The organism is Agrobacterium sp. O3.4 (assembly GCF_041414895.1).
Taxonomy (GTDB): domain Bacteria; phylum Pseudomonadota; class Alphaproteobacteria; order Rhizobiales; family Rhizobiaceae; genus Agrobacterium; species Agrobacterium cucumeris.
In genome coordinates this window covers 854,841-879,403 of the sequence record NZ_JALPZP010000001.1, presented here as the reverse complement: position 1 = coordinate 879,403, position 24,563 = coordinate 854,841, and the positions used below count along the sequence as shown (strand labels likewise).

The following is a 24,563-nucleotide window of genomic DNA, read 5'->3' as shown; positions in this document are numbered from 1 at the left end:
CCCCAGCAATATCCACTCTTTCGCCGTCCCACCCGGGGCGGCTTTTTTGTGTGAAATGGCCTTTTTGCCGACAGCGGAAAAACACGGAAAAACCGCAGTGTCGCCTTTATGCCTCACCCCGGAAATGCTGGTTTTTGGCTTTCCGCTGCGGAAACCAGCCCCGCACAGGCTTGAGATTTCCCCGCCAAGTGACTGATTCTTTTGAAAGCTTTTGCTTTCCCCGTTTTCCACAGGCACTTCACACAATATCTTGTGGTTAAAAATGCGTTTCAATCTATGGCTTGACGAATCTATGCCGCAAGAGGAAAGTGACAGTTATGTTGCGGCGGCAACGGACCGGAAAGTAACGAGGCCGGTTCCTTTCAATCTCAGCTCGCTAATCCAGACGCGGCGTCCCGGCCATCAGGGGGCGGTTTGCCGGTGGGTTTCTGCGCGCCTTCGGGAACCGCCAAAAACATGACGCGGGGACTGGCGGCAGGAAGCTGTTGATACTATATTTAGTATTCCACACTATGCTTGCAGCCGAATAAGCCACGAGATACAGGGATCACATCCAAGGATGAACATCCCTTTCAGATCGGCAACAACCGGCTGCGCGAAGACATCGCACGGCTGGACCGGATTTTTGCGCCCTTTGCCGGGCGCCCAATGGACGAGGACAGGAAACCATGCGCATTGAACGTCGCTTCACGAAGCCCGGCCAATCGCCTTATGCGGAGATCGACTTCCGCAAGGCCGTCAGTGAAATCAAGAACCCCGACGGCTCCATCGTGTTCCGTCTGGCGGATATCGACGTTCCCGCGCAGTTCAGCCAGGTGGCGACCGACGTTCTGGCGCAGAAATATTTCCGCAAGGCCGGTGTGCCGAAGGTGCTGAAGAAGGTCGAGGAGAACGACGTTCCTTCCTTCCTCTGGCGCTCGGTTGCCGATGAGAAAGCACTCAAAGACGTGCCCGAAGCCGAACGTTACGGCTCCGAGACCGATGCGCGCCAGGTTTTCGACCGTCTGGCCGGCACCTGGGCCTATTGGGGCTGGAAGGGCAAATATTTCTCCACCGAAGAAGATGCGCTCGCCTTCCGCGACGAGCTTGCCTACATGCTCGCCACCCAGCGCGTCGCCCCTAACTCCCCGCAATGGTTCAACACCGGCCTGCACTGGGCCTATGGCATTGATGGTCCGGGCCAGGGCCATTTCTATGTCGACCCCTTCACCGGCAAGCTGACCAAGTCCAAATCCGCTTACGAACATCCGCAGCCGCATGCCTGCTTCATCCAGTCCGTTGAAGACGATCTGGTCAATGAAGGCGGCATCATGGACCTGTGGGTGCGTGAAGCGCGCCTGTTCAAATACGGCTCCGGCACCGGCTCCAACTTCTCCTATCTGCGTGGCGAAGGCGAAAAGCTTTCCGGCGGCGGCAAGTCGTCAGGCCTGATGAGCTTCCTCAAGATCGGCGACCGCGCAGCCGGCGCCATCAAGTCCGGCGGCACGACCCGTCGCGCAGCGAAGATGGTCGTCGTTGATGCCGATCACCCTGATATCGAAGCCTATATCGACTGGAAGGTGAACGAGGAGCAGAAGGTTGCCGCCCTCGTGACCGGCTCCAAGATCGTCGCCAAGCACCTGAAGGCCATCATGAAGGCCTGCGTCAACTGCGAAGCTGACAATGGTGACTGCTTCGACCCGGCCAAGAACCCTGCCCTGAAGCGCGAAATCCGCGCTGCCAAGAAGGACATGGTGCCGGAAAACTACGTCAAGCGCGTCATCCAGTTCGCCGAACAGGGTTACAAGGACATCCAGTTCAAGACCTACGACACGGATTGGGATTCGGAAGCCTACCTCACGGTTTCGGGCCAGAACTCCAACAACTCCGTCTCGCTGAAGGATGACTTCCTGCGCGCTGTCGAAAATGACGGCGACTGGAACCTCACCGCCCGCAAGGACGGCAAGGTCATGAAGACGCTGAAGGCCCGCGATCTCTGGGAAAAGATTTCCCATGCCGCCTGGGCATCGGCTGACCCGGGCCTGCACTTCAACACCACCATGAACGACTGGCACACCTCGCCGGCCGAAGGCCCGATCCGCGCCTCCAACCCGTGCTCGGAATATATGTTCCTTGACGACACGGCCTGCAACCTTGCCTCGCTGAACCTGCTTCAGTTCAAGGATGCCAAGACGAAGCGCATCGATATCGCCGATTACGAACATGCCGTGCGCCTGTGGACCGTCGTGCTCGAAGTCTCCGTGATGATGGCGCAGTTCCCGTCGCGCCAGATCGCCGAGCGCTCCTATGAATACCGCACGCTCGGCCTCGGTTACGCCAATATCGGCGGCCTCCTGATGTCGTCTGGCATTCCCTATGACAGCGATGAGGGCCGCGCCATTGCAGGTAGCCTCACCGCCATCATGACCGGTGTTTCCTATGCAACCTCGGCTGAAATGGCCGGCGAGCTTGGCCCGTTCCCGAGCTTTGCACCGAACCGCGACAACATGTTGCGCGTCATCCGCAACCACCGCCGCGCCGCCCATGGCCTGTCGGATGGTTATGAGGGCCTGTCGGTCAACCCGGTCGCGCTCATTCATGCCGATTGCACGGATCAGGACCTCATCGCCCACGCAACAGCCGCCTGGGACAAGGCGCTGGCGCTTGGCGAACAGCACGGCTACCGCAACGCCCAGACCACCGTCATCGCGCCAACAGGCACGATCGGCCTCGTGATGGATTGCGACACGACCGGCATCGAGCCCGACTTCGCGCTGGTGAAGTTCAAGAAGCTCGCCGGTGGCGGTTACTTCAAGATCATCAATCGCGCGGTTCCGGATGCCCTGCGTTCGCTTGGGTATTCCGAAAGCCAGATCGCCGAGATCGAGGCCTATGCCGTTGGCCATGGCAATCTCAACCAGGCGCCGGCCATCAACCCCTCGACGCTGAAGGCCAAGGGCTTCACCGATGAGAAGATCGAAGCCGTCAACGCCGCGCTGAAAAGCGCCTTCGACATCAAGTTCGTCTTCAACCAGTGGACGCTGGGTGCAGACTTCCTGAAGGGCACGCTGAAGGTTTCCGACGAGCAGCTCTCCGACATGAGCTTCAACCTGCTCGAGCATCTCGGATTCGGCAGGAAGGACATCGAAGCTGCGAACGTTCACGTCTGCGGCGCGATGACGCTGGAAGGCGCACCGTTCCTGAAGGCCGAGCACCTGCCGGTCTTCGATTGCGCCAACCCCTGCGGCAAGATCGGCAAGCGTTATCTCTCGGTCGAATCGCACATCCGCATGATGGCGGCGGCACAGCCCTTCATCTCGGGTGCGATCTCCAAGACGATCAACATGCCGAATGATGCGACGGTGGAAGATTGCGGCGCGGCCTACATGCTCTCCTGGAAGCTGGCGCTGAAGGCCAACGCCCTTTACCGCGATGGCTCCAAGCTTTCCCAGCCGCTCAACGCCTCGCTGGTGGAAGATGACGACGAAGAAGATTTCGTCGAAGAACTGATCCAGCAGCCGCTCGCCCAGCAGGCCGTGACGATCACCGAAAAGATCGTCGAACGCGTCATCGAGCGTGTCTCGCGCGAGCGTGAAAAGCTGCCGAACCGCCGTCAGGGTTACACCCAGAAGGCAACCGTTGGCGGTCACAAGGTCTATCTGCGCACCGGCGAATTCGGTGACGGCCGCATCGGCGAAATCTTCATCGACATGCACAAGGAAGGTGCCGCCTTCCGTGCAATGATGAACAACTTCGCCATCGCCATTTCGCTCGGCCTGCAATATGGCGTGCCGCTGGAAGAATATGTGGAGGCCTTCACCTTCACCAAGTTCGAACCGGCCGGCATGGTGCAGGGCAACGACGCGATCAAGAACGCCACGTCGATCCTCGACTACGTGTTCCGCGAACTCGCCGTCTCCTATCTCGGCCGCCACGATCTGGCCCATGTCGATACGTCGGATTTCTCCAACACGGCACTGGGCAAGGGCATCCAGGAAGGCAAGACCAACCTCGTTTCCACCGGCTGGACCCGCGGTTACAAGCCGACGCTGGTTTCCAGCAATGGCGGCGAACGTTCGTCTTCCGAGCCGAAGGGCTCGGCAACGGCCACCCCCGCCCGTGGCTCCGCCAACGTCACCTCCTTTGCCGGCTCCGCTGCCCGCAAGCTGGAACCGACGGTCGCCATCGCAACCTCCGAAATCGTCTCCTTCAAGCGGGACTATGAAGAGCGCGCCAAGGAACTGGCCGAAGAGATCGCCGAAGAAGTGATCGACGAAGTGGTTCAGGAATCCCAGCAGACCGCCACCGCCCTCTTCTCCGACAAGGCCGCCGCAGACGCTGCATCGGCCAAGGCGGAAGCCAAGAAGGTGGAAAACGAACGCCGCATGCGCTCGATCGCGCAGGGCTATACGGGCAACATGTGCTCGGAATGCCAGAACTTCACGATGGTGCGGAACGGCACCTGCGAGAAGTGCGATACCTGCGGTGCGACGAGCGGGTGCTCTTAATAAGACCATTCAAGAAGAGGCTTTCCGGATGCCCGTCTGGTTGGATTATTCCAGGAACAACCTCTGCCCAGATGAAAAAAACGAAGCGGGAACTCGGCGACTAAGCCTTAGGAAAGAAGCAATAGAATCAGGCGTTTTGACGCCTGGTTCTATTTATGAAAACCAAAGGGCCAGAGTTTTAAGGAATGCCGGGGGCAAGCTTAGAAGTCCGGCGAGATAAAGCCGGGCACCATACGCGCGTGACTAGTCAGCACGACAAGAGGCAGGGTTCAAAAGATTTCGAGGGGCGTTCTCCTACTTGGAGAGAGACCCGATAACCGTGATCGCGCCTTTATTGTTCCCATACTTGGAAGGCATGTCGTTGGCGAAACACCAAAGTTGTCCACTTCGTGGAGCAACCCATATTTTTTCACTTCCAATGAGAAAAGCCGTCGACTCGTCTTGATCCAACGCACCGATAAGGGCAAACCACTTTTCTTTGGGCGCTCGCTTCTTTGCAGCGAACGGTCGAAGCCAAAACCGATCGTAGCCATTCGCATCGGTGTTTATGTACCAATCGATCCAAGTTCCCTGCGCTGAGAATTTGTATTTTTGTCCCTTCTTGATTTCACAGAGAGGGGTCCACTTCGCATCTGCAGCAACAGACATATGGAACAGAGTTTCCAATGCTTCGCTCATCGCACACCAGCCTTCTTAAGCGTCTGTCGGAATACCTTGGCAACCTCCGCAAATCCGCGATCGGTCGGATGAATTTCGTCTGCCCATTCATTTGGGGGGACTTTTTTTCGAATGTCGGCGAGAAAAACATACGAACTGCTGGAATCTCCTGCGACCCTTTTGAGCATCTCGTAAAGCTCATTTATCAATATCTCAATGATCTCGCATTGAAGAGCATGATCGACAATCTTCTTGCCCTTCATAGGGGCGCCAAGCCACTGATCTTTCTTGGCCCACGTGGGATTACGTTTGTCGCCTGGAAACCCACCGGGTATCGCGTAGTCGTACCCGTGAATAATGATGGGAAGTTTGGCAAAGTCGCGATCTCGTCTGATCGTGCTGACAACTTCCCGATAGGCCTCTTCAAGGGTCTGTAAGACTTTCCGCAACTTACTCCAATCGATGTGCCAACTCGCCGGTTTTCCCTGCGAATAGTCATTCAACAGTTGCAGCAGAACAGAGCGCCCGTATTCGTCAGAGCCTATGACGTCGTTACCTGCTGCGGAAAACAAGAATGCCTTCACATTCTTGCCTTTCAGGCGCAGCAATTCGGGCATGTACTCCTTACTGCCATAGACCATGTTTCTCGCTGTGTCTCCAGCGGCATCAAGGCTAGAAATCACATAATCGGGGGCTAGTTGGTCGATCACGTCTTCCAGCAAGAAAGGAAACTGAAACCAACTATCGCCCTCGGAAACAAGTATGGGCTTTCGAGCGGTATCGACCCGCGATTTGAATATCCGTTCGCGCCGTCCCCGGCAAAACCCATTTGCCCAATCAAGAGCGCTAGCAATTTCAAACTGCGCGCCCTCGGATATCTCCACCTTCAATGGGTCCGGTCTAATAATCGGGTGAAATGCAGTCCCACCTGTTTCAGAAGTCAGGTATGTTGCAATTGTCTTTTCACTAACCGTCACATCCATGACCATCGCACGGAGCTGCTCGTAAGTGATCTTCGTCATAGTTACACTCCAGAGTCGAAAAACTCAAAACCGCATATCGCACCCACTAACATTTCGCAGAAAAATCATAAAAAAATCAAATATTACAATCGCATGAAGAAAATAAACTGAAATTCAGACATACAATATATCTAATTATATTTATTCGATAATAAATATTTAAAACCACAAATTGCGTTATCGGTCAACTCCTTGAATATTTTCCGATTTCGATGTATAGAAAACCGATAATTTAGAATTTCTGCTAACCGGCTTCGAATATATCTTCGGCTGGCTGCAGAGCAGCTAAACCTTGTTCAGTTAAGCTTTTAAAATCCAAATTTAGATTAGCATCATGAGACGTCTCAGACGCCCGTACGCTTGCGCGGGGCGAGCCTCAAAAAGCGCGACAGCTCTTTTTTTCCTCACCCCATAAAATCCAGCAGCAGCTTCACATTCAGCGCCGCAATCACCACCGCAATCAGCCACGCAAACGCCGAGAGCCAGAGCGGCGCGCGAAGTGCACCCATCTTGGCCTTGTCGGAGGTGAACATCACCAGCGGGAAAACGGCGAAGGAGAGTTGCAGGCTAAGCACCACCTGCGTCAGGATCAAGAGTTCCGCCGTACCGCTGTCGCCGTAAAAGATGGTGACGCCCGCAGCCGGGATGATGGCGATGCCGCGGGTGATGAGGCGGCGCAGCCAGGGGGCGAGCTGCATCTTCAGAAACCCTTCCATCACGATCTGGCCGGCAAGTGTTGCCGTGACGGTGGAATTGATGCCGCAGCATAAAAGCGCCACGCCGAACAGCGTTGGCGCAATGGCAAGACCCAGAAGCGGCGCGAGCAGATTATGCGCTTCGCCGAGTTCGGCGACATTGGTCTGCCCCGTCTTGTGAAAGGTCGCTGCCGCAAGGATGAGGATCGAGGCGTTGATGGTGAGGGCGAACATCAGCGCGATAGTGGAATCGAGCGTCGCGAATTTCAGGGCCTCGCGTTTTTCGGCAATTGTTTCACCGATTTCACGGGTCTGCACGATGCCCGAATGCAGATAGAGATTATGCGGCATGACGGTGGCGCCGAGAATGCCGAGCGCCAGATACAGCATGTCCGGATTGGTGACGATCTCGGTCGTCGGTGCAAAACCGAGGATCACCTGCCCCCAGTCGGGGTCGGCAAGCGCCACCTGAATGGCGAAACACACGGCGATAACGCCAAGCAGCGTGATGACCATCGCCTCCACCCAGCGGAAACCGAGCTTCTGCAGATAAAGGATCAGGAACACATCAAGCGCGGTGATGAGAACGCCGAGTTCAAGCGGAATGCCGAAAATCAGGTTGAGGCCGATGGCCGTGCCGATGACCTCGGCAATATCGGTGGCGATAATGGCGATTTCGGCCAGCACCCACAGCAGCATCGCCACCGGCTTCGGATAGGCATCACGGCAGGCCTGGGCGAGATCGCGGCCGGAAGCAATCGCCAGACGGGCGCAGAGCGATTGCAGGACAATCGCCATGATGTTGGAAACCAGTGCAACGGTGAGCAGCGTATAGCCGAATTTGGAGCCGCCGGCGAGCGATGTCGCCCAGTTTCCGGGATCCATATAACCGACGGCAACGAGATATCCCGGCCCGAAAAAGGCCATCGCCCGGCGAAACGTGCCGGCATTCGGCTTGACCTTGATCGAACCGTGTACGTCGGACAACGACAGATCGTCGCCATTCCGCCGCCATCCAAAGACTGGCTTGTCCATTCCAAGAACTTTCAATTGGGAGATTCTGTTTATGCAATTGCAAATCATTCGCATAAACGGAATGGGCTGGCAAGCGGGCTTTTAGGCGCCTGCGCCATCGCGAAAGATTGCCGGGTATTGCGTCGTCGGGATCGCCACGCCGGATGCCCTTGTATCGACGGGAAGCCGCGGCATGAAAGCCGACAGCATCAGCCGCGCCTTGAGGGGCCGGCCGTCAGGCGGCCAGGCGTCCGGATTGCACCTGACCATTGACAGCATCGATGTCGTAGCGTGTACACGGATCGCCGATACCGGTCAGAGATATTCCAGAAGGAGCAACCGCGTGAACCTGATTGCCCATGTCGAAATTCCCGTGCTTGAGATTGAAAGGGCGATGCGTTTCTACAGCGCCGTTTTTGATGTGAGCTTTGCGGAGATCGTCACGATCCACGACAACAGGATGGCCTATTTCCCCTTCGAGGAAGGCAAGGATGGCGCAAGCGGCGCGCTTGCCGAGGGAGAGACCTACGTTCCGACGAAAGACGGGGCGATCATCTATCTTGGCGTGAAAAACATTGACGATGTGCTTGAGAGAGCCGTGCAGCAGGGCAGCGAAATCCTGTTTCCCAAAACGCCGGTCGATGACAATCTCTTCGTCGCCGAAATTTCCGATAGCGAAGGAAACCGCATCGCGGTGCAATCCGCCTGATCCGGCAGCATGCATTGTGGATTGAAGAATGGCCGGCGCATCACTCCGTCTTCGATGCCCGGCCTTCGATGACGAAGGTATGCCGTTCAGGTAACGGCCCTCACGGCCTTGTCATCACCCCTGCCCCTGCCGTTACGGAACAGCGGCACACGCGCCTGCGTTGATCTCCAGAGAAGCAATCCAATTCCGGGGAAGTTCATGCGAGACGGCAGCAAATTCAGCCTGGTGAACCATCCGAGGCGATGGCCCAGATATATCATGGCACATAGAAGGCCGCGCGACTGGCTGATGACAATCAGCGGCATCGTGCTGCTGTTCGTGGTCGCCGCCGCGGTCGCCATGGGTTATCTCGTCACAAGCCATCCCGGCAAGCCGGAACCCAATCCCGGCATCGTCGAGGAGCAGGCAGCGGAAAACGGCGGATAGGCGTCGGCGGCGCAGGGAAGCGCCGCTCGCAATCAGCTCAGCTGAGGCCCGCAAGGTGCCCGCTGAACTGCGCCTCATGCAGCCGGCTGTAATGGCCCTTGGCAGCCAGAAGTTCGGCATGGGCGCCGGTTTCGGCGATGCCGGTCTGGTCCACCACCACAATGCGCGAGGCATCGCGGATCGTTGCCAGCCGGTGGGCGATGACAAGTGTCGTGCGCCCCTTGGCAAGCTCCGTCAGCGATTGCTGGATGGCCCGCTCGGTTTCCGTATCGAGCGCAGAGGTCGCTTCGTCCAGAATGAGGATCGGCGGGTTTTTGAGGAACATGCGGGCAATGGCGAGGCGCTGCTTCTGCCCACCGGACAATTTGACGCCGCGTTCGCCGATGACGGTGTCGAGCCCGAGCGGCATGGCCTCGATCACGCCATCCAGCCGCGCACGCCGCGCCGCATCCATGATCTCCTCGTCAGAGGCGCCAAGCCGGCCATATTCGATATTCTCGCGGATCGTGCCACCGAACAGGAAGACATCCTGCTGCACGATGCCGATCTGGTTGCGCAGCGAGGCAAGTTTCATCTTGCGGATATCAATGCCGTCAATGGTGATCGCACCGCTGGAGACGTCGTAAAAGCGCGGCAGAAGCGAGCAGAGCGTCGTCTTTCCCGCCCCCGAAGGCCCGACGAAGGCAACCGTCTCGCCGGCGCTGATCTTCAGGTCGATATTGGCGAGCACCTGTTTGCCCTCGGCATAGGCGAAACCGACATGGCGATATTCGATGCTGCCGGAAAGTGCCGGCGCCTCGATTGCGTCGGGCGCATCGACAATATCCGGCGCCGTGTCGAGAAGCTCGGTGAACCGGCGGAAACCGGCAATGCCCTTCGGATAGGTCTCGATGACCGAATTGATCTTTTCCACCGGGCGGAAAAACACGCCGACCAGCAGCAGGAAGCCTACAAAGCCGCCTTCCGTCAGGTCGCCATTGATGACGAACCACGCGCCGCAGATCATCACGATCATCTGCGTCAGGCGCATGCTCATATAGCTCAGCGAGGTGCTGGCGGCCATGATCTTGTAAGCGTCGAGCTTCGTGCGGCGGTATTTCTGGTTGTCCTTCTCGAACAGCGCGCGTTCGTGGTCCTCATTGGCAAAGGCCTGCACAACCCGCATGCCGCCGACATTTTCCTCGATGCGGGCGTTGAAATCCCCCACCCGGCCGTAAAGCGCGCGAAAATTCTGCGTCATGCGGCCACCGTAACGGCTGGTCACCCAGGCGGTGACGGGCACGACGGCGGCGGTGATGAGCGCCAGCTGCACATTGACCGACATCATCAGCAGGAACGCGCCGATGAAGGTCATGATGGCGATGAACAGATCCTCAGGCCCGTGATGGGCCACCTCGCCGATCTCTTCCAGATCCTTGGTCAGCCGCCCGACCAGATGGCCGGTCTTCTGGTTGTCGAAATAACGGAAGGAGAGCTTTTGCAGGTGATCGAAGGCCAGACGCCGCATGTCGGTCTCGATATTGATGCCGAGCATATGTCCCCAATAGGTGACTGTCGCCATCAGCCCGGTATTCAGCACGTAAATGACCAGCAGGCCCACGGAGGCTGCAAGAATGATCGCCCATTCACCGCCCGGCAAAAGCACGTCAACAAAGGCCTTCACCGCCATGGGAAAACCGAGTTCGAGCACGCCCGACAGGACCGCGCAGGAAAAATCGAGGATGAAGAGACCGCGATAGGGACGATAATAGGCGAAGAAACGGCGAAGCATGGCATGACCTGGAGAGCGGGTGCGGCAAAATTTGCGCCGCAGAAAACGGGAGTTCAATTGTCATATTTCAATGCGCGCGCCAAGACCGATGTTCTATTTTTACCAAAATCGTTCAATAGCTTCGGCAATAAACACACAACGGTAATGTGATCGGGTTATATTGCACTTATATGTATCGGTGTGACAGAGTGAATGCATCCCTTCGGGGGAGAATGCGAGAAAGAGCCTGCCGTGAGTAACAATGACAGTCGTAAGCAGAGTGGCGAACCGAGATGGCTTGGTCCCGCCAGTCCGACGCGGATCGCCCTGATCCCGCCCATCTCGGCTGCGCGCTGGCTGCTCGTTCTCGTTGCCCTTGCGGGCACCTATTTCTTCCACGGCTTTCTGGTTCCGGTTCTCGCCGCCCTCGTCATCGGTTTTGCCAGCTGGCCGGTCTATACGCGGCTTCTGCGGCAGGTGGGCGGCAACACCACACTCGGCGCATCCATCGCCATCGTCCTCATCCTTACCTTTCTCGTGGTGCCGATCTTTATCGCCGCCTCGTATACGGCAAGCGAAATCCGCGAATGGTTCGGCTGGGCGGTGCACGTCAACAAGGCGGGCGCTCCCGTACCGGACTGGATCGCCGCGCTGCCCGGCATAGGCCCGTGGCTCAGCGAACAATGGGTGAAATATATCGGCACCCCGGGCGCCATCGGTGAAGTCATACAGCTCGTCAGCGGCGCCAATATCGGCAATATCTATAGGGCGATCCTTGCCGCCGGCAACGGTGCCTTCCACCTTGTCCTTACCCTGCTTTTCATGCTGATCGCGCTGTTCTTCGTTTATCGCAACGGCGCCGGCTTCTCCCGCCAGGTCGATCTCGTCGGTGAACGCATCCTGCCGACACGCTGGGAGCGCATTTCCCGCGTCGTACCCGCCACGATCAGCTCCACCGTCACGGGCATGACGCTGATCGCCATCGGCGAAGGCATCATCCTCGGCATCGCCTACTGGATCGCCGGCGTGCCCTCGCCCGTCACGCTCGGCGTACTGACAGGCGTCATGGCGCTCATTCCGGGCGGCGCGCCGCTCTCATTTACGCTCGTGTCAATCTATCTGGTTGCCAGCGGCTCCCCGGCTTACGGTCTGGCGCTGTTCGTCTGGGGTTCGGTCGAACTTTTCATCGTCGACAAGACCATTCGTCCGAAGCTGGTGGGCGGGCCCATCAAGCTGCCTTTCCTGCCGACCTTTTTCGGCCTCGTCGGCGGCGTCAAGACCATGGGTTTCCTCGGCCTGTTCATCGGCCCGGTGCTGATGGCGCTGCTGGTGGCAATCTGGCGCGAATGGGTGCGTGAAGTGGAAATCTCCGCCGCCGTAAGCACCGAGACCCCGCCCCCACCGCCCACGCAGGACGACCCGGTCGCCGATGCCATCTCGCGTGAAGACGAAAGCGACGAAACGACGGCGTTTCGAAAAGCGGCGTTTTAATTGCTGAAACCTGCGGCGAAGGGCGATTGCCTGAAACGCCGGATGGCAGACGACGATCGTTCACCTCTCCTCCGCCATGCCGGACCTGATCCGGCATCCAGTCACGGCGCGTCTGCGCCGTGAAAAGAGTCTATCGCGATCAAGAACTGGTCCGCGCTGAACCGCGGCTCTAATTCGGGGTGACGTGGGCGGATGTTATGGCGACGTCTTAAACGTCACCGTCGCCGGTCCATCCGGCCAATCCATGCCTTCGCCCTAAAGCGCCTTTTCCATGAACATGCTGAGCGGATCCGGCCTGTAGGGCGCAAAGGCCTCGATTTCCACAAACCCCGCCTTGCGGTATAGGCTGATCGCTTCCGGCTGGCTGATGCCGGTTTCGAGCCGGATGGCGGTAAGGCCAAGTTCGACGCCACGCGCAACAAGCGTATCCATGATCAGCTTGCCAATCCGCAATCCGCGCGCGTCGGGATCAACGAACATGCGCTTCACTTCCGCCGTACCATCGCCCGCCTCCACCAGCGCACCACATCCGACAACACGCCCCTCATGGCGCGCCACAAAAAACGAGGCGTTGTCCTTCTCCAGCAGGCCGATATCGACCAGATGATTGCTCTCGGCGGGATAAAGTGACGCCATATAGGCATTGGAAAGGTCGATAAGGCGCAGAACCGCTTCCTGCCGGGGTGTTTCAAGTTTGATTTCGGTGGCCAATGCGATGCCTGCTTTCTCTCAAAAAATGCGTATTTCGTCGTAATGTCACTGCAATCCGGATAGATGAGTTTCTAGAGCATTATTCCCGACAGAGGCAACACACCCCATGAAAACAGCCCTCGTTCTCATGACCTTCCTTGGCTGCGACGACAGCGCCACCGACTGCCATTACCTTGCCACCTCGCAGCAGCGCTGGACAAGCATCGAGCTTTGCGACGCCGTCTCGGAAAAGGAGCTGGAGCGCTACGCCAATGCCTCCTACCCGGTCGTGGTGGCCGTTTGCCAGACACCGGGCGAACAGACGCCGCAGACGGCCGGCACGCAGCCCCCTGCAGCGACGGCACCGACTGATACGACACCGCAGGCAACGGCAGCGGTTACGCCGAAGGAAGAGGAAAGCCTCACCAAACAGGCAATCAGCCGCGTCGGCCGTATCCTGCCCTCCACCGAAGGCATAAAACATTTCCTGGGAACACCGGTGAGGATGGTTGAAAACAGCTATTCATGGATCGCAAAGCGGTTCGATAAGTGATTGCGGGAAATGTCCCGTCCGCTTTCTTTCCAGCTGCAATGTAGAGGTTTCCTGTGAGAGGAAAGCGCCCACTGCCCTCATTCCTGTGCTTGTCACAGGAATCCAGTCGACGCGCGTCCGCGCGGCGGAAGGAGTCTTTTCAGCCCAGGGACTTGGGCTGGCTGGATTCCTGTGACAAGCACAGGAATGAGGATGAGAGGATGCACCCGCGGAAAACCGGACGTTACGCAGCCTCAACCGTCAGCGCCTCGGCATAATACCGGGCCTTCTGCCGTTCTTCCGCAATCGCCAGCTTGCGCACGGCATGCAGCAGTTCGAACAACGTTTCGGAACCGTTGACGTTGCGGAAATGCGCCAGCAACTCGGCAGAGACGGAAGCGGCCGCCTCTGAAAGCTGCGAGCGGGCGGCGCGCCGCCACATCAGCGTCGCCTCGATGAAGACATCGACGGCGTCACCGAAAAGACCGATCGACTGGAACAGGGCCTTCAACGCATGCGGCCGCCCGGTTGCCAGGATGGCGCGTACCTTGCGGTCTTCGAGACCGGAGAGGTTGACTATAGCCGCCGTGAAGAATTCCAGCCGGCCCGAGCAGACGGCGTGGATGAGCAGCGCCGGGGTCAATTCCAGCCTCTGGCGCAGATGCTCCACCAGCGCCGGCAGTTCGGGCGACGAAACGGCTGCCGCAATGAGGATGGTGGCGGAATCCTCCGCCTCGCGGAAGATACTGTCGGCGCGGTTGCGTGCGATGAGCGCATGAACCAGCGCCGAGCCCGCCAGAGCTTCGCTGACACGCGCCATCAACAGATGCCGCGCATCAGCAGGCAGCGCCTCACGGCAAAGCAAGAGATCGCGAATATCGGCGTCGCAGCCATGACGCTCGGCAATGCGCCGCAGCGAGAACGGCGTGATGAAGGCGTCGTTATTCTCGAGAAGAATGATGGTTTCCGGGAGATCGCCGACTTCGGCAAGCGCCGCGCAAACCCCGCGCGGCAGGCCCGGCCTTGCGGCGATGAGGGCGCGCGTCAGGCTTTCGCCGCGCCCGGCAAGATCAACCAGATCGGCTTCGGTGAGGACGGGCGAACGGGCAATCACCGTGCAGGCGATTTCCGGCTGGTCTTCGGCAAGGGAAACGAGAATGGCACGCGGCGCGTCATCGGCATCCGCCAGCGCCTCGGCAAGCGCCAGCCGCACACGCGGCGACGGGTCGTCGAGCAGATAGGTCATCGCCATATAGGCAGCGTCGCGGTTTTCCCGCGCCATGTCGGAATGCAGATAGGCACGGCCAAGAGCATTGGCGGCTTTCGCCCGCTCGGTCGATCCAGCCTTTTCAGACCAGCGAAGAAATGCCTGTACGATCACCTGAGCCTCGAAACACATTCGCAACAATGGATGACGGCATCATCGCCGCCACCATGTATAAAACTCTAGGCGCAAATGGTTTACGTTTGGTTCACCATAAAATTTAACCCTTGCCGGCGAAGGAATATATTTACGGCGCAGTAGAGGGACGCTGCAGCTGGAATACATCGCTGCCGCCATCGCAGTAGTCCATATAACCCATGCGCGCCACGGGGCGCGCAAGCCCCATGTCGATGCGGCCATCGCGAATGATCGCATCATCAATATGGATCGCCATGACCTGACCGATCACCATCCACGACTCCGACGGCTTTCCATCGATATCATTCAATTGCTGAATCTGGGTCACGCGGCATTCCAGTGCCGCCAGCGCCTCGCCCACAAAGGGCGCATCCACCACCTTCCCATCAACGGCAGTCAACCCGGCAAGGGCGAATTCATCGACATCGTAAGCAACCGCTGCAGAAGAGGCATTCATCCGGTCGATCAAATGGCGGCTGACGAGGTTGGCGGTGAAAACACCGGTCTCCTCAACATTGCGCAGGCTGTCCTTCCGGCCGCTGGAGGAAAACATCACAAGCTTCGGCCGATCCGAAATCGCGTTGAAGAAGGAATAGGGCGAGAGGTTCAGCACGCCCTCCCTGCCCTTCGAGCCGATCCAGCCGATTGGCCGCGGCGCAACGATGGCCTTGAACGGGTCATGCGGCAGGCCATGCCGGTTGGTGTCGGTGGTGTAGAACATCAGACGTCCCCAACCCAGGTGACGATATCGGCAAGCTCCGGACGCGGCCGCTCCACCGGCGGGAATGTCGTCGAGCCGATATGGATATAACCCGCCACCTTCTCTTCGGCGCTGACACCGATTTCCGCCAGAAAGGCCGGATCGAAGGCAAGCCATTCCGTCAGCCAGTTCGCGGCAAAACCGTTGGCATTGGCGGCGAAGATGACATTGAGGCAGACAGCGCCGGCCGACATGACCTGTTCCCATTCCGGGATCTTGAAATGCGGCTTGGCGGTGCTGATGACAGCAATGACGACAGGCGCGCGGGTAAAGCGGGTGCGCTCGGCATCCTGCTGCTGCAGGTCCAGTTCCGGGTTTTTCTCAAGCGCGATCCTGAGCGCGGTCTCACCGAGACGCACACGATCTTCACCGCGATAAACCACGAAACGCCAGGGGGCGAGTTTGCCATGGTCGGGCACGCGCACGGCAAGGCGCAGGATTTCCTCGATTTGCCCCTTGGAAGGCCCCGGCTCGGCAAGCTGCATAGCGGGCGTGGAGCGGCGAACCTTGAGGTAGTCGAGGAGCTTGATATCGCTAGTCATGATCAAAAATCTTCCATTCTGCTGTCATCGCGAAATTATGGGCCTTGAAATAGCCATGGCATTGGTTTTGAAGTGATCCGGGAAAATCAAGAAGTCAATCGGTATCGAAAATGTCGGCAATCAAATTCGCGGCGAAATTCGCGACACGTCTGGCCATTGCGTGCGCCGCGCTCGGCGTTTTATCACAAGCCGCTTTTTCGCAGGACGCCTTTAAAGACTTCAAGCAGCTCGGCGGCACGCCGAAAATGCCGAAGCTCAACGCTTTCACTGCCCCAACAGCACCCAATGCCCCGGAAAGCACCGCCCGCGATATCGCCATGGAAGCCAAGCTGACGAGCGGCGGTGAAGCGGTGAAGGAAGGCCTGTCCTGGCGCGTCTTCAGCCCCATTCCAGGTGCCGATGGCAAATTGCCGATGTTGGCAAGCTCGGAGGGCGGCTCGGCGCAATTCCATCTGGTGCCCGGCGAATATTTCGTCAACGTCGCCTTCGGCCGCGCCGGCGTCACCAAGAAACTCAATATTCCGACATCAGGCAACGTCCAGAAGCAGGTGCTGATTCTCGATGCCGGCGGTTTCGTGCTGAATGCAGTTGCGGGGTCCGACAAGCAGATCTCCGGCAACCAGCTGAAATTCTCGGTCTACTCCTCCGATGCCCGCCCGGATGGCGAGCGCGGCCTGGTGATGGCCGACATCAAGCCCAATACCGTCGTTCGCCTCAACGCCGGCACCTATCACGTCGTTTCCGAATACGGCAACGTCAATGCAGTGGTGCGCGCCGATATCCAGGTGGAAGCCGGCAAGCTCACCGAAGCGACCCTGCAGCATCAGGCAGCGCAGATTACCCTCAAGCTCGTCTCTGAAGAAGGCGGCGAAGCGATCGCCGATACGGCCTGGTCGGTGCTGAACGGCGGCGGCGACGTGGTGAATGAAAGTGTGAGCGCTTTCTCAACCATGGTGCTGGCGGAAGGCGAATATACCGCCATCGCCCGCAACAAGGACAAGGTCTTCCAGCGCAACTTCAAGGTTACGTCCGGTCGGGATTCCGATGTGGAAGTGCTGATGAAGGATCAGGCGCCGGAAGATATGACCGGGGATTTTGAGTAGGTTTCGCTGCCTGTTCAGAGACGAAGTGCCTTGAAATCCCATCACACTCCGCGTCATCCTCGGGCTTGACCCGAGGATCCACAGTTCGGCGGTGAGAATGGATCCTCGGGTCAAGCCCGAGGATGACGTGCAGAGAGCTTTTAGCGCCCCTCCCCCACAAACGAAAACGGCCCCCGAAGGGGCCGTCATCTTCATCAGGCAACCTGCTTCTTCGCCGCAAGCTTGCGCTTCACATCCGGCGGAGTCGCCTCGTCCACGAGGCTGGTAATCGCGTCTTCCAGCGACATCGGCGTCTGGTTCTGCGAACCGAGGCGGCGGATGTTGACGGTGCGCTCTTCCGCTTCCTTGCGGCCGCAGACGATGATGACCGGAACCTTGGTCACCGAATGCTCACGGACCTTGTAGTTGATCTTCTCGTTGCGGAAATCGGTCTCCACCACCATGCCAGCCTCGCGCAGCGCCTCAGCAACCTCGCGGCCGTAATCGTCGGCATCCGAGGTGATGGTGGCGACAACCACCTGAAGCGGTGCGAACCACAGCGGCATATGGCCGGCGAAATTCTCGATCAGGATACCGAGGAAGCGCTCCATCGAACCGCAGATGGCGCGATGGATCATCACCGGCTGCGTCTTTTCGGAATTCTGGTCGATATAGAAGGCGCCGAAGCGTTCCGGCAGGTTGAAGTCCACCTGCGTCGTGCCGCACTGCCATTCACGGCCGATGGCGTCCTTCAGCGTATATTCGAACTTCGGCCCGTAGAAAGCGCCCTCGCCCGGCAGGATACCGGTTTTGATGCGACCGCCGGACTGTTCCTCGATGGTATGCAGAACATCCGTCATCACGCTTTCGGCGCGGTCCCACAGATCGTCGGAACCGACGCGCTTTTCCGGGCGCGTAGACAGCTTGACGACAATCTCGCTGAAACCGAAATCCTCGTAAACCGAGAGGATCAGGTCGTTGATGCGCAGGCATTCCGCCGCCATCTGCTCTTCCGTGCAGAAGACATGCGCATCGTCCTGTGTGAAGCCACGCACGCGCATCAGGCCATGCAGCGCGCCCGATGCCTCGTAGCGATGGACATTGCCGAATTCCGCAAGGCGAACCGGCATTTCGCGGTAAGACTTCAAGCCATGCTTGAAGATCTGAACGTGACCGGGGCAGTTCATCGGCTTCAATGCGAAGACGCGCTGATCGGCTTCCTCGTCATCGGGATGGGTAAAGGCATGGGCGGATTTCACCGCGAACATGTTTTCCTGATACCAGCCCCAGTGACCGGAGGTTTCCCACAGCGATTTGTCCAGCACCTGTGGCGCGTTGACTTCCTGATAGGTATTGGCGAGCCGGCGGCGCATATAGGCCGTCAGCGTCTGGAACATGCGCCAGCCCTTGCCGTGCCAGAACACGACGCCCGGGCCCTCCTCCTGGAAATGGAACAGGTCCATTTCGCGGCCGAGGCGGCGGTGATCACGCTTTTCAGCTTCGGCCAGAATGTGGAGATAATTGTCCAGCTCTTCCTGCGTCGCCCAGGCGGTGCCATAGATACGCGACAGCATCGCATTGTTGCTGTCACCGCGCCAATAGGCGCCGGCCACCTTCATCAGCTTGAAGGCCGTACCGATCTGCCCCGTGGAGGCCATATGCGGGCCACGGCAAAGATCGAACCAGTCGCCCTGATAATAGATCTTCAGGTCCTGGCCTTCTGGAATGGCATCAACCAGCTCGACCTTGTAGTTCTCGCCCTTGGCGGCAAAAACTTCCTTGGCCTTTTCGCGCGACCAGATTTCGCGGGTAAACGACTTGTTGCGCTGGATGATTTCCTTCATCCGCTTTTCGATCTTCGGCAGATCTTCCGGCGTGAAAGGTTCGTTCTTGGCGAAGTCGTAATAAAAGCCGTTTTCGATCACCGGACCGATCGTCACCTGCGTGCCGGGCCACAGCTCCTGCACGGCCTCAGCCATCACGTGCGCGGCATCGTGGCGGATGAGCTCCAGCGCACGCCCGTCTTCACGCGTGACGATCTCGATTTTGCCATCGGTGATGGTCTCGGACAAATCGCGCACGGTGCCATCAAGCGCAATGGCGACAGCCTTCTTGGCAAGCGATTTGGAAATGGATTCGGCGACCTCACGGCCGGTCGTACCGGCGGGGTAGCTGCGCACGGATCCATCGGGAAATGTAAGGGAAATGGCTTCAGACATCGTCTAGTGCTCCTGTCCAGTCCCGCCAACGAATGCGGGTGGTGTTGGAATAATGATTTGCCCGCGATAAGCGAACAGGCAGGCTGATAAAGGCTTTTGCCATTCCAGTCAAAGGTGAAGGGCATTTCAGCCGAGCATTTTCGCCAGCCCGTTGACGGTATTGGCATTACGGGTCGTGCCTATGCCAAGCCTTTTCGTGGTCAGGACTGACAGCAACCGGCTCTCGCTCGGCTTGCCTTGAAAATCGATCCAAAGGTCGCCGCCGACCACGGCAATCTTTTCCTGCTGACGATATTTCTCGAGTGATCCAAGAACGTCCTCGCCAAGCGGCTCCCGCATCACCCGAATGCAGACGTCAGGAGAATTGCCATGCGGAAACGGATTGTCTGACGCCAGCCTCAGCCAGTCGCCGCCCGCGCGAACGAGTATATCGACATGTTTGCCGAACCGCGCCTCAAAAGCGCGCTCGAGCCTGTCCTCGATCTCGTAAACGGGAGCTGCCTCACCACGAAAGACCAGATTTCCGGTGGCAACCAGCGTTCTGCAGTCCTGAAATCCCAGTTCCCCGGCCATCGCCCGCAGATCGGCCATCACCAGCCGCTTGCCGGCGCCAAGAACGATGCTGTGCAGCAGCGCCACATACTCACTCATCGGCGCAGGCTCCAGTAACGCCAGGGTGCCCACCAGCGTCGCTTTTCACCGAGCGTTTCCGGCACCGGGTCGAGCCCGCTGGTGCCGCCCGGGCCGCAGCGCGCCACGCGAAACAGCGTCATCCAGCCGCCTGCCCAGAGCCCGTGGCGGGCAATCGCCTCATAACCATATTCGGAACAGGTGGGGATATGGCGGCAGGAATTGCCAATGAAACCGGAAAGTGTGAGCTGATAAAGCCTGATAAAACCGACGCCGAAAAGCCGTCCCGGTGTTTTGGCGAAAGCGCCAGCCCAGTTGCGGGATCGTCCCGCTTTCACCGCTGTCTGCTGGTGCCGGCAGCCCGGTTCGCCGCACATCGTCTAACCCGCAGCGTTCAGAACCGGCCGGCCTTCGATCTGGTCGAGCGCATCGACCACCGCTTCGAAAGTCAGCATGGTGGAGGCGTGGCGCGCCTTGAAATCCCGGACGGGGGAAAGCACCCGCATATCCTCAAAACGGCCCGTCGGCCCCTCGCCGCCCTGTTTCAGCATGGCCAGCATATCTTCCCGCGCCTGGCGGATTTCACCGCTGGAAGCGCCGATGACATGATGCGCCATGATGGAAGAAGACGCCTGACCAAGCGCGCAGGCACGAACCTCGTGCGAAAATCCGGTCACGATGCCGTCTTTCACCTTCAGATAGACCTTGAGCTTCGAGCCGCATAGCCGGGAGTGTTTTTCGGCGCTGGCATCGGCATCCTCAAGAACACCGATCAGCGGAATATTCCCGGCAAAGTCCAGAATGCGGTTATTGTAGATGTCATCCATCGTCAGGTGTCCGGCGCGCTCAAAATGCCCAAAACGGGACAGGTCAGATTTTTCAAACACAGCGTTTGTCGCAGTGAAGCTTTCCTGCCCTTCATTCTCATTATATGCTAACGAGCTTTCTGGACATCAAGCCATGATGAAATTAACGGCTTCGATACCGAATTATCAGCAGCGGCCTTGCCAAAATGCTGTAAAACAACCAGATAGCAGCAACTGCGAACATGAGTTCGCGATGAAAAACGAGTTCAGGTGCGGCCTTTACCCGCATCGGGAGAGACGAAATGGATGCGATCGTGAAGAATTTCCCCGGCGCTGGCACAAAACCCGACGTGGCCGAGGCTCGCCCAAGCCAGGCGGAAGCTGAAGAAGCAGTACGCGTTCTTCTGCGCTGGGCGGGAGAAAATCCTGCCCGTGAAGGACTTCTGGATACGCCGAAGCGTGTCGCCAAGGCCTATCGCGAACTCTTCGCCGGTTATGAGCTGAATGTTCAGGACGTGCTCGGCACGACCTTCGAGGAAGTCGGCGGTTATGACGATGTGGTGCTGGTGCGCGACATCCCGTTCTTCTCCCATTGCGAACACCATATGGTGCCGATCGTCGGCAAGGCGCATGTCGCCTATCTTCCGGCTGGCCGCGTGCTTGGCCTGTCGAAGATTGCCCGCGTTGTCGAAATCTTCGGCCGCCGCCTGCAGACGCAGGAAAACATGACCGCGCAGATCGCCAGATCCATCGAAGAAACGCTGAAACCGCGTGGCGTGGCCGTCATGATCGACGCCGAACATATGTGCATGTCCATGCGCGGCGTCAACAAGCAGGGGTCGACAACGCTGACCACCAGCTTCACCGGCTCGTTCAAGAACGACCCGGCCGAGCAGGTCCGCTTCATGACCATGGTGCGGAACCGCTAGGCATCGGACCGAATCGCACAGCGCGGTTTTCGGGAAATCCGGTGATCAGATAAGACCTGGAGTGGCGGAATCGATTCCGTTCTTTCGCCGCTCTGATCGTTCCGCCAGTTCAGTTTCCGGGGTTACCATGTCCATTCCCTTTCCATCCGCGCCAGCGGATAAGGAAGTGCTCGAAAACGCAGGCCTTTTTTCGCCAAAATTCGATGCCAACGGCCTCGTTACCGCCGTGGTCACCGACGCTCGCGACGGTGAATTGCTGATGGTCGCCCATATGAATGCCGAAGCCCTGTCGCTGACGCTGGAAACGGGCATCGCCCACTATTACAGCCGCTCTCGCGACAAGATCTGGAAGAAGGGCGAAACATCCGGCAACCTGCAGACGGTGAAGGAATTCCGCACCGATTGTGATCAGGACGCCGTGTGGCTGAAAGTCTCCGTCGCTGGCCATGATGCCACCTGCCATACCGGCCGCCGCTCCTGCTTTTATCGCACCGTGGAAATGTCTGATGGCGAAGCCGTGACCAAAATCACCGACGATACCCGTCATTTTGATCCGGCGACCACCTATTCCGGCACCTAAACGGCCCGGCTTCCATCGGCCGCACCAATTTGCTACCAATATAGCAGGTTCCGGGGATAGGACGGAGCCTCACGGAACTGGCAGGGAGTGCGATCATGTTGGGATGGGGAAATCGTCGCAATCAGCTCGCGGCTGGAAACCCCGAAGACATGGAGCCGCCCATCGTCAGCGAGCGCGTTGATACGCGCCGCATCGCGCTGGCGCTCGGTGGCGGGGCGGCACGCGGCTGGGCCCATATCGGCGTCCTGCGGGCGCTGGACGAGGCAGGCGTGAAGATCGGCATGATTGCCGGCACCTCGATCGGCGCTCTGGTCGGCGGGTGTTATCTGGCCGGCAAGCTCGATGAGCTGGAAGAATTCGCCCGTTCGCTGACCATGCGCCGCATTGCCGGCCTGCTGGACCTGACGATCGGCGGCGGCGGCCTGTTTGGCGGCATGCGGCTGACCAAACGCATGCAGGAACATCTGGAAGGCCTGCGCGTCGAGAACCTCGAACATCCCTTCATCGCCGTCGCCACGGAACTGCGCACCGGCCATGAGGTCTGGATCCATCAGGGTGATCTCGTCACGGCGCTTCGCTCATCCTATGCGCTGCCGGGAATTTTCGAACCGGTGCAATGCAACGGCCGCACTTTGATCGATGGCGCGCTGGTCAATCCCGTGCCGGTTTCGGTTTGCCGGGCTTATGAGCAGGCGCTGGTCGTTGCCGTCAATCTCAATTACGATCTGTTTGGCCGTTCCGCCGTGGTCAAGCATGCAGCCTCGCCACATGCAGGTTCCGCTCCGGCCGTGGAAAGCACCCCGCGTCCCGGCCTGCCGGGCGTCATGGTACAGGCCTTCAACATCATTCAGGACCGGATTTCACGCTCGCGCCTCGCCGGCGATCCGCCCGACCTCATGTTGCATCCGCGCATCAACGATATCGGCCTGTCGGAATTCCATCGCGCCAGCGAAGCCATCGACAGGGGATATCAGGAAACGCGTGCGCGCATTCCCGAACTGGAGCGCATGCAGCAGGCGTTCCGGCGCTAAGGAAAGTCCTACGTACCCGGAGCCTCTCCGGTTCGTACGTCTTTGTAAATTGAATTGATTTTACTCAGCACCGCTTCATCGTCTGTATCGATCTCGTAAAACGTACTGTCGATGGCTCGGATTGTAACCCAAGTCTTGTCCGACTGCGTTGGTTCCGAACCGACAAACTCACCCCAGATAACCTGCCGCGTATTCTCTGCCAAGGCTGCTAATTCAGAGCCCAAAAGCTGGGCATTGTGCCGCGCTAATTCTTCCAACTGCTCGCCACCTTCACCTGTGGCCTCAAACCATTCGTGCCCGGATTTGGACGACTTGACGGTCGAAACAACCCAATTTGCTTCGAACGAGCCAGGTGCCAAAAGCCGCAGCAAGTCCCTCAGACCAAGAGCAAGGACGTGCTGTTTGAGATCGTAAATTCTAAGTGTCGTCACAGTGTTCCCCTTGACGCCACGAGTCGCATTGGGAGCAGAACTTTGTTGACCCGGCATAGGGCACGCCCCGTCTGAACGGAATCGTTCGGAGTGCTCCATCTCTTCGTTTTAGCCGTTATCCCGACATAAAACCGATACGCACTTTTACCGGAAATGCCCTGCCCCCTGCGCAAAGCTTCAGCCGGCAATATAGGCCTTGATGTGTTCCGCCTCGGCCTCGATCTCGCCGATCCGCGCCTTCACCACGTCACCGATGGAGATAATACCGGCAAGGCGGCCGTTTTCCTCGACCGGAATATGGCGGAAACGCCCACCGGTCATGATTTCCATCAGCTCGTCGGTGGTAGAATTGTGATGACAGCGGATGACGTTTTTGGTCATGGCCACGGAGACGGATTGCAGCAGGGAAGCGGCGCCCTGGCCCGCCACGGCCTTCACCAGATCACGTTCCGTGAAAATGCCGAGAACGACACCATCGGCATCCGTCACGACGACCGAACCGATCTTGTGCGCATGCAGCGTTCCCGCTGCCTCGCCGATGCTGACCTCCGGCCCCACGGTCACGACATCCCGGCCCTTGCGGTCGAGAAGATCCTTTACGAATGTTGGCATGCCTTCCTCCTCTTTTCAGCGATCACAGCACGCCGCAGTCTCCCCCGGCGGTTGCAAATCATGAAG

At 58.6% G+C, this 24,563-nt stretch carries 23 protein-coding genes; 9 read left to right on the top strand and 14 right to left on the bottom strand.

Annotated features, from left to right (window positions below; genetic code table 11):
* Positions 1–668: 668 nt before the first annotated feature.
* Entirely contained in the window at positions 669–4,487 is a 3,819-nt protein-coding gene (locus M0412_RS04280) for a vitamin B12-dependent ribonucleotide reductase (RefSeq protein ID WP_269699715.1), read from the top strand.
* A 294-nt stretch (positions 4,488–4,781) separates the two neighbouring features.
* On the opposite strand, the gene M0412_RS04275 is transcribed toward M0412_RS04280, so the two are convergent.
* The 3 genes from M0412_RS04275 to M0412_RS04265 all read right to left on the bottom strand — a co-directional run bounded on the left by M0412_RS04275 (position 4,782) and on the right by M0412_RS04265 (position 7,896).
* The gene (locus M0412_RS04275; RefSeq protein ID WP_269699716.1) at positions 4,782–5,165 is read right to left on the bottom strand and encodes a hypothetical protein; all 384 of its coding nucleotides are present in this window, start codon (positions 5,163–5,165) and stop codon (positions 4,782–4,784) included.
* Positions 5,162–6,166 (bottom strand): hypothetical protein, encoded by a 1,005-nt coding sequence (locus M0412_RS04270; RefSeq protein ID WP_269699717.1) that lies wholly within the window; start codon positions 6,164–6,166, stop codon positions 5,162–5,164. The genes M0412_RS04275 and M0412_RS04270 overlap by 4 nt, the downstream gene beginning before the upstream one ends.
* Positions 6,167–6,570: 404 nt before the next feature.
* The gene (locus tag M0412_RS04265; protein WP_269699718.1) at positions 6,571–7,896 is read right to left on the bottom strand and encodes an Nramp family divalent metal transporter; all 1,326 of its coding nucleotides are present in this window, start codon (positions 7,894–7,896) and stop codon (positions 6,571–6,573) included.
* 172 nt (positions 7,897–8,068) lie between these two features.
* On the opposite strand from M0412_RS04265, the gene M0412_RS04260 reads away from it, so the two are divergent.
* On the top strand, positions 8,069–8,584 hold the full coding sequence (locus tag M0412_RS04260; RefSeq protein WP_269699719.1) for a VOC family protein: 516 nt from the start codon (positions 8,069–8,071) through the stop codon (positions 8,582–8,584).
* Positions 8,585–8,782: 198 nt separating this feature from the next.
* Positions 8,783–9,010: a hypothetical protein gene (locus M0412_RS04255; RefSeq protein WP_142840032.1), complete on the top strand. Its 228-nt coding sequence runs from the start codon at positions 8,783–8,785 to the stop codon at positions 9,008–9,010.
* Between the two features lie 37 nt (positions 9,011–9,047).
* On the opposite strand, the gene M0412_RS04250 is transcribed toward M0412_RS04255, so the two are convergent.
* Positions 9,048–10,781 (bottom strand): ABC transporter ATP-binding protein, encoded by a 1,734-nt coding sequence (locus M0412_RS04250; protein WP_269699720.1) that lies wholly within the window; start codon positions 10,779–10,781, stop codon positions 9,048–9,050.
* Positions 10,782–11,012: 231 nt separating this feature from the next.
* On the opposite strand from M0412_RS04250, the gene M0412_RS04245 reads away from it, so the two are divergent.
* Positions 11,013–12,251: an AI-2E family transporter gene (locus tag M0412_RS04245; protein WP_142840034.1), complete on the top strand. Its 1,239-nt coding sequence runs from the start codon at positions 11,013–11,015 to the stop codon at positions 12,249–12,251.
* A gap of 255 nt (positions 12,252–12,506) precedes the next feature.
* Here the strand turns inward: M0412_RS04245 and M0412_RS04240 are convergent, their stop codons facing one another.
* Positions 12,507–12,962 carry a GNAT family N-acetyltransferase gene (locus M0412_RS04240; RefSeq protein WP_269699721.1) on the bottom strand — a complete coding sequence of 152 codons (456 nt, stop codon included), beginning with the start codon at positions 12,960–12,962 and terminating at the stop codon, positions 12,507–12,509.
* A gap of 106 nt (positions 12,963–13,068) precedes the next feature.
* Between M0412_RS04240 and M0412_RS04235 the strand changes: the two genes are divergently transcribed.
* A complete protein-coding gene (locus M0412_RS04235) occupies positions 13,069–13,494 on the top strand; it encodes a hypothetical protein (protein WP_269699722.1) in 426 nt (141 codons plus the stop codon).
* A 223-nt stretch (positions 13,495–13,717) separates the two neighbouring features.
* Here M0412_RS04235 and M0412_RS04230 read toward each other — a convergent pair whose 3' ends face one another.
* The 3 genes from M0412_RS04230 to M0412_RS04220 form a co-directional block, all read right to left on the bottom strand.
* Positions 13,718–14,872, bottom strand: a complete 1,155-nt coding sequence (locus M0412_RS04230) for a DUF2336 domain-containing protein (RefSeq protein WP_269699723.1) — start codon at positions 14,870–14,872, stop codon at positions 13,718–13,720.
* Positions 14,873–14,984: 112 nt separating this feature from the next.
* Positions 14,985–15,596: a flavin reductase family protein gene (locus M0412_RS04225; RefSeq protein ID WP_269699724.1), complete on the bottom strand. Its 612-nt coding sequence runs from the start codon at positions 15,594–15,596 to the stop codon at positions 14,985–14,987.
* Positions 15,596–16,177 carry a nitroreductase gene (locus M0412_RS04220; RefSeq protein WP_269699725.1) on the bottom strand — a complete coding sequence of 194 codons (582 nt, stop codon included), beginning with the start codon at positions 16,175–16,177 and terminating at the stop codon, positions 15,596–15,598. Before M0412_RS04220 ends, M0412_RS04225 begins: the two co-directional genes overlap by 1 nt.
* Before the next feature lie 110 nt (positions 16,178–16,287).
* Between M0412_RS04220 and M0412_RS04215 the strand changes: the two genes are divergently transcribed.
* Positions 16,288–17,280 carry a hypothetical protein gene (locus tag M0412_RS04215; protein WP_269699726.1) on the top strand — a complete coding sequence of 331 codons (993 nt, stop codon included), beginning with the start codon at positions 16,288–16,290 and terminating at the stop codon, positions 17,278–17,280.
* A 194-nt stretch (positions 17,281–17,474) separates the two neighbouring features.
* On the opposite strand, the gene thrS is transcribed toward M0412_RS04215, so the two are convergent.
* The 4 genes from thrS to M0412_RS04195 form a co-directional block, all read right to left on the bottom strand.
* Positions 17,475–19,478 (bottom strand): threonine--tRNA ligase, encoded by a 2,004-nt coding sequence (gene thrS / locus M0412_RS04210; RefSeq protein ID WP_142840041.1) that lies wholly within the window; start codon positions 19,476–19,478, stop codon positions 17,475–17,477.
* A 126-nt stretch (positions 19,479–19,604) separates the two neighbouring features.
* Complete coding sequence (locus tag M0412_RS04205; protein ID WP_269699727.1) at positions 19,605–20,129, bottom strand: DUF1697 domain-containing protein; 525 nt, start codon at positions 20,127–20,129, stop codon at positions 19,605–19,607.
* The gene (gene yidD / locus M0412_RS04200) at positions 20,126–20,485 is read right to left on the bottom strand and encodes a membrane protein insertion efficiency factor YidD (protein WP_142840043.1); all 360 of its coding nucleotides are present in this window, start codon (positions 20,483–20,485) and stop codon (positions 20,126–20,128) included. The genes M0412_RS04205 and yidD overlap by 4 nt, the downstream gene beginning before the upstream one ends.
* Positions 20,486–20,488: 3 nt before the next feature.
* On the bottom strand, positions 20,489–20,935 hold the full coding sequence (locus tag M0412_RS04195; RefSeq protein ID WP_142840044.1) for an iron-sulfur cluster assembly scaffold protein: 447 nt from the start codon (positions 20,933–20,935) through the stop codon (positions 20,489–20,491).
* A gap of 281 nt (positions 20,936–21,216) precedes the next feature.
* On the opposite strand from M0412_RS04195, the gene folE reads away from it, so the two are divergent.
* The 3 genes from folE (at position 21,217) to M0412_RS04180 (ending at position 23,454) form a co-directional block, all read left to right on the top strand.
* A complete protein-coding gene (gene folE, locus M0412_RS04190; RefSeq protein WP_142840045.1) occupies positions 21,217–21,843 on the top strand; it encodes a GTP cyclohydrolase I FolE in 627 nt (208 codons plus the stop codon).
* A gap of 127 nt (positions 21,844–21,970) precedes the next feature.
* Positions 21,971–22,423, top strand: coding sequence for a phosphoribosyl-AMP cyclohydrolase (hisI, locus tag M0412_RS04185; RefSeq protein ID WP_269699728.1), 453 nt, complete (start codon positions 21,971–21,973; stop codon positions 22,421–22,423).
* 95 nt (positions 22,424–22,518) lie between these two features.
* The gene (locus M0412_RS04180; protein ID WP_269699729.1) at positions 22,519–23,454 is read left to right on the top strand and encodes a patatin-like phospholipase family protein; all 936 of its coding nucleotides are present in this window, start codon (positions 22,519–22,521) and stop codon (positions 23,452–23,454) included.
* Between the two features lie 8 nt (positions 23,455–23,462).
* On the opposite strand, the gene M0412_RS04175 is transcribed toward M0412_RS04180, so the two are convergent.
* A complete protein-coding gene (locus tag M0412_RS04175; RefSeq protein ID WP_269699730.1) occupies positions 23,463–23,885 on the bottom strand; it encodes a hypothetical protein in 423 nt (140 codons plus the stop codon).
* Positions 23,886–24,062: 177 nt separating this feature from the next.
* The gene (locus M0412_RS04170; RefSeq protein WP_142840048.1) at positions 24,063–24,497 is read right to left on the bottom strand and encodes a CBS domain-containing protein; all 435 of its coding nucleotides are present in this window, start codon (positions 24,495–24,497) and stop codon (positions 24,063–24,065) included.
* Between the last annotated feature and the right edge of the window lie 66 nt (positions 24,498–24,563).